Origin of the sequence: Paenibacillus sp. FSL H8-0332 (assembly GCF_037963835.1) — a bacterium.
GTDB lineage: Bacteria > Bacillota > Bacilli > Paenibacillales > Paenibacillaceae > Paenibacillus_AQ > Paenibacillus_AQ rhizoplanae.
In genome coordinates, this window is sequence record NZ_CP150145.1 from 6,467,104 (window position 1) to 6,481,677 (window position 14,574).

Annotated in this window: 11 protein-coding genes and 1 riboswitch; of the genes, 7 read left to right on the forward strand and 4 right to left on the reverse strand. The window is 54.6% G+C overall.

All coding sequences use genetic code 11. The features are described 5' to 3' along the window. Positions 1–72: 72 nt before the first annotated feature. Together uvrA and uvrB are read right to left on the reverse strand one after the other, a co-directional pair. On the reverse strand, positions 73–2,949 hold the full coding sequence (uvrA, locus tag NST43_RS28170; RefSeq protein WP_209988706.1) for an excinuclease ABC subunit UvrA: 2,877 nt from the start codon (positions 2,947–2,949) through the stop codon (positions 73–75). A gap of 494 nt (positions 2,950–3,443) precedes the next feature. Next, entirely contained in the window at positions 3,444–5,435 is a 1,992-nt protein-coding gene (gene uvrB, locus NST43_RS28175; protein ID WP_209988709.1) for an excinuclease ABC subunit UvrB, read from the reverse strand. A 181-nt stretch (positions 5,436–5,616) separates the two neighbouring features. On the opposite strand from uvrB, the gene NST43_RS28180 reads away from it, so the two are divergent. The 3 genes from NST43_RS28180 (at position 5,617) to NST43_RS28190 (ending at position 7,988) form a co-directional block, all read left to right on the forward strand. After that, positions 5,617–6,399 (forward strand): flagellar motor protein, encoded by a 783-nt coding sequence (locus NST43_RS28180; protein ID WP_339220643.1) that lies wholly within the window; start codon positions 5,617–5,619, stop codon positions 6,397–6,399. Further along, positions 6,396–7,271: a flagellar motor protein MotB gene (locus NST43_RS28185; RefSeq protein WP_339220645.1), complete on the forward strand. Its 876-nt coding sequence runs from the start codon at positions 6,396–6,398 to the stop codon at positions 7,269–7,271. The genes NST43_RS28180 and NST43_RS28185 overlap by 4 nt, the downstream gene beginning before the upstream one ends. An 84-nt stretch (positions 7,272–7,355) precedes the next feature. Continuing rightward, a complete protein-coding gene (locus tag NST43_RS28190) occupies positions 7,356–7,988 on the forward strand; it encodes a hypothetical protein (RefSeq protein WP_339220647.1) in 633 nt (210 codons plus the stop codon). Between the two features lie 100 nt (positions 7,989–8,088). On the opposite strand, the gene gcvH is transcribed toward NST43_RS28190, so the two are convergent. Next, complete coding sequence (gene gcvH, locus NST43_RS28195) at positions 8,089–8,481, reverse strand: glycine cleavage system protein GcvH (RefSeq protein ID WP_339220649.1); 393 nt, start codon at positions 8,479–8,481, stop codon at positions 8,089–8,091. Between the two features lie 184 nt (positions 8,482–8,665). Beyond that, positions 8,666–8,763, forward strand: a riboswitch (glycine riboswitch). A gap of 184 nt (positions 8,764–8,947) precedes the next feature. On the opposite strand from gcvH, the gene gcvT reads away from it, so the two are divergent. Genes gcvT through gcvPB form a run of 3 tightly spaced genes read left to right on the forward strand, consistent with a single transcriptional unit; the run spans position 8,948 to position 12,878 of the window. Continuing rightward, positions 8,948–10,072: a glycine cleavage system aminomethyltransferase GcvT gene (gene gcvT / locus NST43_RS28200; RefSeq protein ID WP_339220651.1), complete on the forward strand. Its 1,125-nt coding sequence runs from the start codon at positions 8,948–8,950 to the stop codon at positions 10,070–10,072. Next, the gene (gene gcvPA, locus NST43_RS28205) at positions 10,069–11,421 is read left to right on the forward strand and encodes an aminomethyl-transferring glycine dehydrogenase subunit GcvPA (protein ID WP_339220653.1); all 1,353 of its coding nucleotides are present in this window, start codon (positions 10,069–10,071) and stop codon (positions 11,419–11,421) included. Before gcvT ends, gcvPA begins: the two co-directional genes overlap by 4 nt. Then, positions 11,418–12,878: an aminomethyl-transferring glycine dehydrogenase subunit GcvPB gene (gene gcvPB / locus NST43_RS28210; protein ID WP_339220655.1), complete on the forward strand. Its 1,461-nt coding sequence runs from the start codon at positions 11,418–11,420 to the stop codon at positions 12,876–12,878. Before gcvPA ends, gcvPB begins: the two co-directional genes overlap by 4 nt. 208 nt (positions 12,879–13,086) lie before the next feature. Here gcvPB and NST43_RS28215 read toward each other — a convergent pair whose 3' ends face one another. After that, positions 13,087–13,860 (reverse strand): LuxR C-terminal-related transcriptional regulator, encoded by a 774-nt coding sequence (locus NST43_RS28215; RefSeq protein WP_339220656.1) that lies wholly within the window; start codon positions 13,858–13,860, stop codon positions 13,087–13,089. A 209-nt stretch (positions 13,861–14,069) separates the two neighbouring features. Between NST43_RS28215 and NST43_RS28220 the strand changes: the two genes are divergently transcribed. Further along, complete coding sequence (locus NST43_RS28220) at positions 14,070–14,420, forward strand: hypothetical protein (protein WP_339220657.1); 351 nt, start codon at positions 14,070–14,072, stop codon at positions 14,418–14,420. The last annotated feature ends 154 nt before the right edge of the window (positions 14,421–14,574 follow it).

The following is a 14,574-nucleotide window of genomic DNA, read 5'->3' on the forward strand; positions in this document are numbered from 1 at the left end:
CCTCTCCTGTAAGAAGAGATAAGGGTTATTAGGGTTAATAAGGGATTAGGTTTTATACCGCTCTTCCTGCATTTACACTGTCTCAGAAGGCTGTAATTCCATAGCCAACGTACGTTCCGTATCACGGATCAGAACAGGCTTCAGGTAGCGGCCCGTATAGGATTCCTCCACGCTGATCAGCTTCTCCGGCGTTCCGGTAGCAAGGACGGTACCACCACCGCTGCCGCCTTCCGGTCCCATATCGATGATGTAATCGGCTGTCTTGATGACGTCGAGATTATGCTCGATGACCAGAACCGATTCACCGGAATCGACCAGCCGGTGCAGCACCTCAAGCAGACGGCCGATGTCATCGACATGCAGACCGGTTGTCGGCTCATCCAGGATATAGAGGGTTTTGCCGGTACTCCGGCGGTACAGCTCGGAAGCCAGCTTCACACGCTGGGCTTCACCGCCGGACAGGGTGGTCCCCGGCTGGCCGATGTTAATATAGCCCAGGCCTACATCCAGCAAGGTCTGCATTTTACGGTGAATCTTCGGAATATTCTTGAAGAACTCCGTTGCATCCTCCACTGTCAGCTCAAGCACATCCGAGATATTCTTGCCTTTATATTTCACTTCCAGCGTCTCGCGGTTGTACCGTTTGCCTTTGCAAACTTCACAGGGTACGTAGACATCCGGCAGGAAGTGCATCTCAATCTTGATAATGCCGTCTCCACGGCATGCCTCACAGCGGCCGCCCTTCACATTGAAGCTGAAGCGCCCCTTCTGGAAGCCCCGTACCTTAGCCTCGTTCGTCTTGGAGAACAAATCACGGATATCATCGAACACGCCTGTGTACGTAGCCGGATTGGAGCGCGGGGTACGTCCAATGGGGGACTGGTCAATTTCGATGACCTTGTCCAGATTCTCCAGGCCGCGGATTTCTTTGTGCAAGCCGGGACGGACCTTGACCGCCTTGTTCAGCTGGCGGGCCAGACTCTTATACAGAATCTCGTTAATAAGCGAAGATTTGCCGGAACCGGATACGCCGGTTACCGCTGTGAAGACACCCAGCGGGATTTTCACATTCACATTCTTCAGGTTATTCTCCTTCGCTCCACGGATCTCGATCCAGCGTTCATTATCGGTTGGCCGCCGCTTGGCAGTCACCGGGATGAACTTGCGTCCGCTCAAGTATTCACCCGTCAGAGAGTTCGCATCTTGCATAATTTCCTGCGGTGTCCCTTGAGCAATGATATGGCCGCCATGTTTGCCGGCCCCTGGTCCAATGTCGATAATATAGTCAGCCGCCATCATGGTATCCTCATCATGCTCAACAACGATGAGCGTATTGCCGAGATCGCGCATATGGGCCAGCGTAGCAATCAGCCGGTCATTGTCCCGCTGATGCAGGCCGATACTTGGCTCATCCAGAATATAGAGAACACCCATCAGACTGGAGCCGATCTGGGTAGCCAGCCTGATGCGCTGGGCTTCCCCGCCGGATAGAGAACCTGCTGCCCGGCTAAGGGTCAGATAGTTCAGCCCCACATTCACCAGGAAGCCGAGCCGGCTGCTGATTTCCTTGAGGATCAGATTAGCAATCGCTGTTTCTTTCTCACTAAGCTTGAGCTCTGCGAAGAAGTCCAGGCAATCCCCAATCGAAAGATCCGTCACATCCGCAACATTCCGCTCATTGATGGTCACCGCCAAAATCTCTTTCTTGAGCCGCTTACCCTTACACGAATGGCAGGGTTTGGCGCTCATGAAGCCCTCAATGAACTCACGGATACCTTCGGAGGCTGTGTCACGGTACCGGCGCTCCAGATTAGGAATAATCCCCTCAAAGGCAACCAGGGCGTCTTTGCGCTGGCCGAAGTCATTCTCATATCGGAAGCGGATCTTCTCGCTGCCTGTTCCGTGCAGCAGCTTGGTCATATGCTCCGGTGACAAGCTGCTGAGCGGCACATTCTGCGGGATTTTGAAATGCTCGCATACGGATTTCAGGAACTGCGGATAGTAGTTCGATGTACTGCCTGTCCAGGCCAGGAATGCCCCTTCTTCAATGGACTTCTCCATGTCAGGAATCAGCAGATCAGGGTCAACCACCATATTCATCCCCAGTCCGTCACACTCAGGGCAGGCCCCAAATGGACTGTTGAAGGAGAACATGCGCGGCGCCAGCTCTTCTATGCTGAATCCGCAGACAGGACAAGCAAAGCTTGCACTGAACAACAGCTCTTCCTGGCCCATCACATCCACGAGAATCTGACCGCCGGACAGCTTCAGCGCAGTCTCCAAGGAATCGGTAAGCCGGGTCTCGATATCATCCTTAATCACAATCCGGTCAACGACAACCTCAATCGTATGCTTTTTGTTCTTCTCCAGTACAATATCTTCCGTCACTTCGCGCAGCTCTCCGTCCACTCGTACACGGACGAAGCCTTGCTTCGAGATATCTGTGAACAGGCCCTTATGCTCACCCTTACGGCCGGAAATGACCGGGGCCAGAATTTGCAGGCGGGTCTTCTCCGGGTATTGCATGATCCGGTCCACCATCTGTTCAACCGTCTGTGAGGTGATCTCTATGCCATGATCCGGGCAGTGGGGATGCCCGACCCGGGCAAAAAGCAGCCGCAGATAGTCATAGATTTCGGTAACCGTCCCTACTGTCGAACGCGGGTTACGGCTTGTAGTCTTCTGGTCAATTGATATCGCCGGGGAGAGTCCTTCAATGGAATCTACATCCGGCTTCTCCATTTGGCCCAGGAACTGGCGCGCATAAGCAGACAAAGACTCCACATACCGGCGTTGTCCCTCGGCGTAGATGGTGTCGAAGGCCAGGGAGGATTTGCCCGAACCGCTCAGTCCCGTCAGCACGACGAAGCGGTCGCGCGGAATCGTTACGTCGATGTTCTTGAGATTATGGGCCCTTGCGCCCTTGATTACTATACTTTCATGTGCCACGGTACCTCTCCTTTAAGGGGAATTTAAAATGCAAAAACATTTTGGGAAAATATTTTCGATCCCTCCCAAACCCTCCCTTCCAAGGGAGGGCCCCAAGGGTTGCACCCTCTGGACACCTGCAAACTTGGCGGAAAGAGTTGGGCTGGGTGGATGGACGACTACTGTGGGAATAGGCCCGCTAGCCCCTACGGGGCCGCTGTACGATTAGAGCGATTCGGCTCGCTGCTGCTTGCCGTCAACGCTGTCCCTCCGGGATACGCGCTAAGAGCTTGACGGCACGCTGCCCCTTCGGGATACACGCTAAGACCTTGAGTGCACGCTCTCCCTACGGGATACGCGCTAAGAACTTAACGGCACGCTGTCCCTTCGGGATACACGCTAAGGGCTTCAACGGCAAGCTGTCCCTTCGGGATACGCAAGGGCGTGGCCCCTTTATCTTCAAAAAGAACGGCCTGAATAGCGCCGTTCCCTGGATCGTTAACTTCATCGCCGCCTTACTCTGCCCGCAGCTCAAGCAAGGCATCGCGCAGCTCGGCGGCCCGCTCGAATTGCAGGTTCTTGGCGGCGTCCTTCATCTCCGCCTCCAGACGCTGCATCAGGCTCTGCTTGTCTTTCTTGTTCAGCTTGCCACCGACACCAGTGAGGTAATCGGCCTTGGACTCGGCCACCTTGGTGGCCTCTATGATGTCGCGCACCTTCTTGTTGATGGTTGTCGGGGTAATCCCGTGCTTCTCATTATGGGCGATTTGAATCTCACGGCGGCGCTGGGTTTCGCTCATCGCCTTCTCCATGGAATCTGTAATGCGGTCCCCATACAAAATAACACGCCCCTCAGAGTTACGAGCGGCCCGGCCGATCGTCTGGATCAACGAACGCTCGGAACGGAGGAAGCCTTCCTTATCGGCATCCAGGATGGCGACAAGCGAGACCTCCGGCAGGTCAAGACCCTCTCTAAGCAGGTTAATGCCGACCAGTACGTGGAATGTACCCAGGCGCAGATCACGCAGGATCGCCATCCGCTCCAGTGTCTTGATATCGGAGTGCATATAACGTACCTTGATGCCAATCTCCTTGAAGTAGTCCGTCAGGTCCTCAGACATCTTCTTCGTAAGGGTGGTAACGAGTACACGCTCATCGCGTTCAACCCGGTCACGGATTTCATTGATCAGATCATCGATCTGTCCTTCGGTAGGGCGCACTTCTATGATCGGGTCAAGCAGACCCGTAGGACGGATAATCTGCTGTACTGTTGTATCGCAGTGTTCCATCTCATAAGGTCCCGGTGTAGCGGACACATATATAATCTGGCTCACTTTGTCTTCGAATTCCTCGAACTGCAGCGGCCGGTTATCCAGTGCAGACGGCAGGCGGAAGCCATGCTCCACGAGTACTGTCTTACGCGCGCGGTCACCATTATACATCGCCCGGATCTGCGGAAGCGTGGCATGGGACTCGTCAATCACAATTAGCATATCATCCGGGAAATAGTCCATCAGCGTATAAGGAGTCGCTCCCGGTTCACGGAAGGTAAGCGGACCCGAATAGTTCTCGATCCCTGAACAAAAGCCGACTTCCTTCATCATCTCGATATCATAACGGGTCCGCTGCTCCAGCCGCTGGGCCTCCAGCAGCTTGCCTGCTCCATTAAGCACAGCCAGCCGTTCCTCAAGCTCACGTTCAATATTAACAAGGGCTACACGCATCGTCTCTTCCTGGGTGACAAAGTGGGACGCCGGGAAGATCGCGATATGATCGCGTTCGCCGATTAGCTCACCAGTCAGAACATTTATCTCCGTGATCCGTTCGATCTCGTCTCCAAACAGTTCTACCCGGATCGCATGTTCTCCCTGGGAAGCCGGGAAGATCTCAATTACATCCCCGCGCACACGGAACGTACCGCGCACAAAATTAATATCATTACGCTGATACTGGATATCTACGAGCCGGCTCAGAATCTGATTACGCGGCTTCTCCATCCCTACCCGCAGCGAGAGCAGTAAGCTTCCATATTCCTTCGGTGAACCGAGGCCATAAATACACGACACACTCGCCACAATAATAACGTCACGGCGTTCGAACAACGAGCTGGTTGCAGAGTGGCGGAGCTTGTCGATTTCTTCATTTATGCTGGAATCTTTCTCAATGTAGGTATCGGAGGAAGGAATGTACGCCTCTGGCTGGTAGTAATCGTAGTAACTGACGAAGTAATCAACGGAATTGTTTGGAAAAAATTCTTTGAACTCACTCGCCAGCTGTGCAGCAAGCGTCTTGTTGTGCGCAATGACCAGCGTCGGACGGTTCAATTTGGAAATCACTTGTGCGATGGTAAAGGTCTTGCCTGTACCTGTCGCTCCCAGCAGCGTCTGGTGCTTCTTGCCCTGCCGGATGCCGTCCACTAACTCTTCTATGGCATGAGGCTGATCGCCCTGGGGTGTATACTCGGACTCCAGTTCAAAAGTCTTTGTACTGACGACAATATCACTCATTTGCCCGTCTCCCCTCTATCGTCTAGAATATATGAATATATTATAATTTTAACCCTAATGATCCTTCATCCATACCATACTGAAAAATATGGAAGATAGGAATGCACGTTCCCGTTTATTATACAGCGTCGCCCAGACTGTTGCAAACCATAATATATAGAAATTTAAGGAGCCTGAATTTATGGATTTCACTACAATAATCGGCCTGCTGGCCGGGATAGCCGCTATGATCGGCGGATTTCTGTGGGAAGGCGGCAGCCTGTCCGGCTTACTACAACCCAACGCTGCCCTGATCGTGTTCGGCGGTACTCTTGCGGCGGTACTCATCAGCTTCCCGGCGTCCAAGCTCCGCAGCATTCCGGCGGCGCTTGGCCTGGCTTTTGGCAGACAGCAAGATACCAGCCGGGAACAAGCCGAAGAACTGATTGCCATGGCTGCACTCACGCGGCGCGGCGGTGTTCTCGCCCTGGAGAAAAGAGCGGAGGATCACCCCGATCCCTTCACCCGTGAAGGCCTGTTTCTGATTGTCGACGGCAATGACCCGGATCAGGTCCGCCAGATCCTGGAGCTTGGGATGGATGCCAAGGAGCTGAAATATGAAGGCTATGCCAAAATATTTGAAGCCGCTGGCGGCTATGCACCGACCATGGGGATTATCGGCACCGTTATGGGGCTGATCCGGGTACTGAGCAATTTAACGGACCCTTCCAATCTGGGCGCGTCGATTGCCGTAGCTTTTACAGCAACGCTCTATGGCGTAGCCAGCGCCAATCTACTCTTTTTACCCATCGCTTCCAAAATCAAATCCCGCAGCCAAAGTGAGCTGGGCACCATGGAGATGCTGCTCGTCGGCATTCTGTCCCTGCAGAACGGGGATCACCCGCATCTCGTCCGGCAAAAGCTGGCCCCCTTCCTGGCAGACGCCCCTAAACGCAGCAGCACCAGTCCGGGGGACCCGCTATGAGACAAAGAAACCGCCGGCAGCGCCGCGCCGCCGCAGGCAAGGAGAGCCGGGACCGCTGGATGATTACCTACGCGGATCTGATCACGCTTCTGCTTATTTTCTTCGTGATTCTGTATGCCATGAGCAGCCTGGATTCGCAGAAATATGCCATCGTCAGCGGCTCCTTATCGGATACCTTCAAGAGCAGAAGTGCAGTACTGGAGGGTGGAAGCGGCGTGCTGGAGGGCCATCCGGGAATCACAGGGACAGACGTTTCGAAGGGTCCTAATGAAGACGGCGGAACCGCTGGCGGTCCTTCTGCTACAGGCTCCGCGAATGCGGACGGGCTGAATGCAACCGGACAAACAGGAGATGGGGCTGGGCACCAGCCGTCAGCGCGTGAGCTTGCTTTTCGGGAACAGGAAGCGAAGCTGGCTGCGCTTATGGGGGTTATCACCCAATACGTGGAGGAGAATAACCTGGGTGAGCAGATTTTTGTTGCCGATAAGCCGCAGGGCATTGCCATCACGCTGAGTGACCGGTTCCTGTTCGATGCGGGTAAGGCTGAGTTGAAATCTCCTGCGTTCCCTGCACTGCGCCAGCTCTCCGGCCTGTTCCGCGGCATCGGCGCCACCATCAGCATCGAAGGCCACACCGACAATGTTCCCGTGACGCCAGGCTCAGTGTACAAAGACAACTGGGAGCTATCGGGCGCCCGGGCGCTGTCCGTCCTGCGCTTTTTTCTGGACAAAGAGGGGCTAAGCCCTGATACCTTCCAGTACGCGGGTTATGCCGATACCCAGCCCGCCTACGATAATACAAGCGCCGAGGGAAAACAGCGGAACCGCCGGGTTGAACTCATTGTTCTGCGGCAGCTGCAGGAGGAAGAATAGCACGTAACCGCGAGCGGATCCGCTCAAATACCGGCAGGCGGCAGAAGCATATATCCATTTGCTAATATAAGGAGATAGACCGCTATGCAGGATACAAACGGAGCGGCGCCGGAGGCCGCAGGGTTTTTCAGGTTTTTACGGCTGGCAGTTTCGCTGATCATGATCATTATTGCCCAGGGGATGCTTACCCTCTTCGTCGGATTTTTTGCCGCCTTCATGCAGTTCTTCTCCTCCCGTTACTTCTGGGGAGATCTGGCCCGCGTCTATCCGCTGGACAAGCTGATTGCAATTGGCGTTGATTACCTTATTGCCGGAGCTCTCTTCGCCCTGGCTTGGTTCGGGGTCTGGTGGATGCTCTACGGCTTGTCCGGGAATGGGCGTATCCGCTGTTTCCCCCTGCTTCTGCTGAGCGCGTATTCGACGTTTCTTCTCCTCTTTTTACAAGTCAATCCGGTCTATAACCCGGAAGCCATGATCCCCAGTTCTGCCGGGGAAGCGACATTTATCGTTTGTATGGGGATGTCGGCCGCTGTGCTTTTCCCGTTTTATTCAGCCGGAGTGTATTATTTCGTGCTCAAGCCCGCCACCCGTCCGCGAAAAAGATACCGTTTCCTGCTGCTGTGCTCTGTATTTTCCATTGCGGGTCTGGCTCTTCTGCCCCTGCTGTGGCAGCTGGCTCCGGGCCTTTATCCCGGTCTGCTTGGGTTTCCGGAATGATATACAGACGCAAAAAGACAGACCTCTCACATTAGTAACATCTAATGTAATAAAGAGAAGTCTGTCGTATTAACAGCCGTTTTTGCAAATACGCTAACTTTTATTCCCCAACCAGTTCCTTGTACGCAGCCGCATCCAGCAGACCGGTTACTGCCTCAGCGAACTCTACATCCAGCTCCAGCTCAAAAATCCAACCGTCTCCGTAAGGCTGATCGTTGATCAGCTCCGGGCTGGCCTCCAGCGCATCGTTGATCTTGGTTACCTTACCGGATACGGGTGAATATAGCTCCGATACGGTCTTCACAGATTCGATACTGCCCACGCTGTCGCCTGCGGAGATCGCCGCGCCCACTTCCGGGAATTCTACAAACACGATATCGCCCAGCAGATGCTGCGCATGATCCGTAATCCCTACACGTACTACGCGTCCCTCACCCTGCTGTGCCCATTCATGCTCTTCGCTGTATACCAGGTTGTCCAGCACTTCACTCATTTACAAGCCGCCTCTTTTCCACATTTGGAGTTCTAAATTTAGTTATAGCCTAATTTATTGCCTTGCCTAATGTCAATATAACTGACAGTAAAATTTAATTTGTCAACTTTTTGACGTTTTTTGATTGACAGTATGGAGGGTTACCCGGTTTAATGGAGTCAGTAGAATATCATATCGTTTGCGAATGATGGCATAGGGAGAGACTGTCTCACAGGAAGACAGCGCCGAAGGAGTAAGCCCGGGATGGGTGAATCTCTCAGGCAAAAGGACCTTTGCCGGACGCATCTCTGGAGAGCATCCGGTTACCTGCGCCGCAGGCTTCACGGATCACCAACGGGGAAACCTGCGCTGTACGGCAGGGTAACTCTCAGGTACCAAGGACAGAGCGAAAGTCCATTTATGCATACGTGCATAATGGCTTTCGCCTGTCCTTTTTCGTATGTAATCAGACCAAGGGAGTGACAAGATGGAGTCTTTGAGAAGAACGCCTTTTTATGACCTCTATGCCGCTTATGCGGAGTCCAGATGTATTGATTTCGGCGGCTGGGAGCTGCCGGTGCAGTTCACAGGCATTGTGAAGGAGCATGAAGCTGTCCGTGAACGGGCCGGACTGTTCGATGTCTCCCACATGGGGGAATTCATGGTTACCGGGAGCGGCGCTGAGTCCTTCCTCCAACGAATGACCACGAATGATGTCAGCCGCCTGGAAGACGGCGCAGCGCAGTACACCCTGATGCTCTACCCAAGCGGCGGAGTGGTGGACGATCTGCTCGTGTACCGGCTGGGCGAGGAGCGTTACATGCTCGTCGTCAATGCGTCCAACATCGACAAAGACTTCCAGTGGCTGCAGGAGCATCTCACCGCTGAGTTCAGCGGGGTCAATCTGAAGAACATTTCGGATGAGACCCTGCTGCTCGCCTTGCAGGGACCGCTGGCTGAGACCATTCTTGCCAAGGTGACGAAGGCTCCTCTACCGGAACTCAAGCCTTTTCACTTCATCGAACACGCTGAAGTCTGCGGCGTCACCGTCCTGCTCTCCCGTACCGGATATACCGGCGAAGACGGCTTCGAGCTGTATGCTCCCGCAGATACAGCAGCAGCACTCTGGAACGGCCTGCTGGCTGCGGGCGCTCCGCATGGCCTGACGCCTGCCGGACTCGGCGCACGCGATACGCTGCGCTTCGAGTCCAAGCTGCCGCTGTACGGCCAGGAGCTATCGGCTGAGATTACGCCGCTTGAAGCCGGTGTCCAGTTCTTCGTGAAGCTGGATGCAGGGGATTTCATCGGCCGCGATGCCCTGCTGAAGCAGAAGGAAGCCGGTCTGCCCCGGCGTCTTGTGGGCCTGGAGATGATCGACCGCGGCATTCCCCGCTCCCACTATCCCGTGTACGCGGACGGCGTGAAGATCGGTGAAGTAACGACTGGCACCCAGTCTCCGACCCTGAAGCGGAACCTCGGACTTGCTCTGCTGGACGCTGCCTATACGGAGCTTGGCACTGAGGTGTACGTGGAGATTCGCGGCAAGCAGCTCAAGGCTGCCGTCATCAAAGCCCCATTCTACAAAAGAAGCCAAGGAGTGAAGCCGCAATGAAGCACCGCTATCTGCCTATGACTGAGCAAGACCGCGCAGAAATGATGGAAACCGTAGGCATCCAGTCCATCGATGAGCTGTTCGCCGATATTCCGCAGTCTGTCCGCTATCAGGGGACAATGCCGATGTCCGGCGCCCTGGACGAATACGCACTGCTTCGCCATATGAAGGGCCTGGCTGACAAGAATGCCGACTTCGACACCCACACCAGCTTCCTCGGCGCCGGATTGTACGACCACCACGTTCCAGTCGTCATCAACCATGTGATTTCCCGTTCAGAATTCTATACTGCCTACACTCCTTACCAGCCGGAGATCAGCCAGGGGGAGCTTCAGGCGATTTTTGAATTCCAATCCTATATCTGTGAGCTGACCGGCATGAAGGTTGCCAATGCCAGTATGTATGACGGCGCAACCGCCTTCTCCGAAGCGGCTGTGCTGGCCGCAGGCGCCACCAAACGCAAGAAACTGATTGTCTCCCGTACAGTTCACCCGGAAGCGCGTCAGGTGCTGCGTACCTCCGCCAACGCCTGGGGTCTGCAAATTGTAGAGATTGACTATGCTGACGGGGTAACGGATCTCGCCAAGCTGGCCGAAGCCATCGACAGCGATACCGCTGCCGTTCTGGTTCAGTCCCCCAACTTCTTCGGCGGTATTGAGGATCTGCGCCAGATTGAGCCGCTGATCCATGCGGTCAAGGGACTGCTTGTCGTGAGCGCGAATCCGATTGCGCTGGGTGTACTGGAATCGCCCGGACGGCTTGGCGCCGACATCGTCGTCGGCGACGCGCAGCCGCTGGGGATCGCCGCATCACTGGGAGGACCCACCTGCGGATTCTTCGCGGTGGCTGAGCCGCTCATGCGCCGGATGCCGGGCCGGATCGTCGGTCAGACGGTTGACCGGAATGGCAAGCGCGGCTTCGTGCTGACGCTGCAAGCCCGTGAACAGCATATCCGCCGTGAGAAGGCGACCTCGAATATCTGCTCCAATCAGGCGCTGCTGGCGCTGTGCGCTTCCGTCTACTTGTCCGTGATGGGCAAGGAGGGCATGCGCGAGGTTGGTGAGCTGAACATCCGCAAGAGCCACTATGCCGCTGGGCGGCTGGCTGAAATCACTGGCGCAGAGCGCGTCTTCACTGCCCCGTTCTTCAATGAATTCGTCCTGAAGCTCCCGGAGGGCAGCAGTGTGAGTGCAGTTAACTCCAAACTGCTGAAGGAAGGCTATCTGGGCGGTTATGACTTAAGCCGGGATTATCCCGAGCTGGCCGGACATATGCTGGTTGCCGTAACGGAGAAACGAAGCAAGACCGAAATTGACGAATTCGCAAGCGCACTGGAGGGCTGTGTATGAAACCGGAACAAAGTCTGATTTTTGAATTAAGCCGTCCAGGCCGCTCTGCCTACTCCCTGCCTCTGTGTGATGTGCCGCAGGACGAGGGCCTTGGCGCACTCATTCCTGAAGGACTGCTGCGCAGTGAGCCGGTCATACTGCCGGAGGTATCCGAGGTGGATGTGATCCGCCACTATACCGCCCTGTCCCGCCGCAACTTCGGAGTCGATAACGGCTTCTATCCGCTCGGCTCCTGCACGATGAAATACAATCCCAAGATCAACGAGGATGTCGCCCGCTTCCCGGGGCTCTCCAAGATCCATCCGTATCAGCCGGAAGAGAGCATTCAGGGTGCGCTTGAACTGATGTACACGCTGCAAAAGGATCTCTCCGCCCTGACCGGCATGGATGCCGTATCCCTGCAGCCCGCTGCCGGCGCCCACGGCGAGTGGACCGGCCTGATGATGATCCGCGCCTACCATGAGAGCCGCGGCGAAGTCCGCTCCAAGGTGATCGTGCCCGATTCCTCGCACGGCACCAACCCGGCCAGTGCCGCCGCAGCCGGTCTCGACACCGTGACCATCCCCTCCAATGACAAGGGAATGGTGGACCTCGAAGCACTGAAGGCCGCTGTCGGCAGCGACACCGCCGCGCTGATGCTCACGAACCCGAGTACCCTCGGACTCTTCGAGACGCAGATCGTCGAGATCGCCGCGATTGTCCATGAAGCGGGCGGTCTGCTCTACTATGACGGAGCGAACTCCAACGCGATTATGGGCATCACCCGCCCGGGCGATATGGGCTTCGATGTGGTGCATCTCAATCTGCACAAGACGATGAGTACGCCGCATGGCGGCGGAGGTCCGGGAGCCGGACCAGTCGGTGTAAAGGCGAAGCTGATCCCGTTCCTGCCGCAGCCTACTGTGGCCCAGAACGAAGACGGCAGCTTCACGCTGGACTGCGGCGGGCCGGAATCGATCGGCCGCGTCAAAGCCTTTTACGGCAACTTCGGGATTCTCGTCCGTGCTTATGCGTATATCCGCACCTACGGTCCTGACGGTCTGCGTGAAGTCTCCGAGAACGCTGTGCTGAACGCCAACTATATGATGCACCGGCTGGCTCCTTACTTCGAGATTCCCTTCCCAGGCATCTGCAAGCATGAATTCGTCATGTCCGGTAAGAACCTTAAGCAATACGGTGTACGTACCCTTGATGTAGCCAAACGACTGCTCGACTTCGGCTATCATCCGCCAACCGTCTACTTCCCGCTGACGGTAGAGGAATGTATGATGATTGAACCGACCGAGACCGAGAGCAAAGAGACGCTCGATGGCTTCATTGAGACGATGATCCGAATCGTTAAGGAAGCCGAGGAGACGCCGGAGATTGTCATTAACGCGCCGCATACGACTGAAATCAGCCGCCTGGATGAGACACAGGCCGCGCGTAAGCCGGTACTGAACTGCTCCTGCGGTTAACTTTTGCCAGAGAAGCCAGGCTTCTACGGCACACAAGTGGAAACGGCTTTGCCGTCCTTTTAAAGGACGGTACCGTTTCGGCGAGAACTAGAAGGATAATTTGTAGCATGTAACATATAGATTCTTATATTTTCAAATAGCCGGGTCAGGGATACATTCATATCGCTGCCCGGCTATTTTGTATGTACCCGGAAGCGGATTCTCCCGGCTAAGGCGTAAGGCGCTTCACGAACTGGAAACGGTCGTTCACCCGCATTTTACTATAGATACTCTTCAGCATATTGCGCACGGTGCCTTCACTGATGCCCAGATCGCTCCCGATGTGCAGCGCGCTCTTCTCCATCAGCCACAGCCTCGCTACCTCCTGTTCCCGCGCAGTCAGTTTATATTCCTGCAACGTGGCCTCAAGCCGGTACTGCTGCATCTCCGGGTTCTTCTCCATCCACTTCTCCATGATATTCTCGGCAATCTGCTGCACGAAGGGAATGGCGAATTCAATAGGCTCTCCTCTATTAAAAGAAATATCAACATACCCGTAAACGTTATCATCATACTGCAGCGGAGCGCATACACAGTTCCAGTCCCGGAAGGTCTGATCCGTATGCTCCGTTCCCCGCACCACCCCGATGCAGTTCATCTCCATCGCCAGCGATACAGCATTCATTCCCGCCTGTTGCCTGCTTAAGCTAACCCCCGGACGCAGCTCCGCCTGCTCCATCTCCGCCTGCGTATCCGAAGAAGAATAGACCAGCTCCAGAATGGTCCCCGCCTTGTCCGTCAGGAATACCACATATGGAATGGAGAGCAGCTGGCTTAATTTGTTCATTTCACTGCGTATCGAAGAAATCATAGCTCGATGATAGATATGCTCCTTGGATTCTTCGAAAGAACCCGCCACGGACATTCCGCTCTGGACATCAACTTGGGATGCATCGAGCGGCCGGAAGGCTTCAAGCTCGCTTGCTTCTAAATCCCCAGGCATACTCCATGCTCTTGATTGATTAAAGATTCTCACAAACGATCCCTCCATATTTACCAATTCCTACATCATCAATTTTAAAAGAAAGCATTATAACATACAATTACGGAATAATGAACATTCAGTATTGGATCTGTAAATCCCCGCGTTAGCGCTGTAAAATGTAGAAATCTGTTCATCTTATATTTCTACAAAAAACCAGGAGGTTCGACATGCTTCGCATCGGCTATTTATCGTCTGCCCTCAATCTGGCTACCGCCATGGTATCCTTCCTGCGCTTCGGCAGTAATAATGCCCTGTTCATCATGGCCAGCTATACCCTCTTAACCCTTGCGGGATACCGGCTGCTGCAGAATAAAAGGACGCTGCATCTGATCCCGCTGCTCACCTTCAGCTGTTCATTCCTCTTATACAACGTGACCTATGTATTGTTGAAGCAGATTAACCTCGTAGACCTGTATGCTGTAGACTGGAGACTTGAGGTTCAGCTGGCGCTTCCCCTGCTGGTAGGGTTTGCCGTCCAGACTCTCCTTAAGCGGAGCGGCAACTCCCGGTTGGTGTAGGCTATCCGGGGTTGCCGCTTTTTTTTGCAAAATCGACCTAATCTGATAGTTTTCGACATCGGCTCAGTGATATATTTACTCTTACGTCATTCAGAGCGCTGAGGATTCAGAATTTTTCTCGCAGGCATCTACGGCAACGCTTTCAAAGTAATGA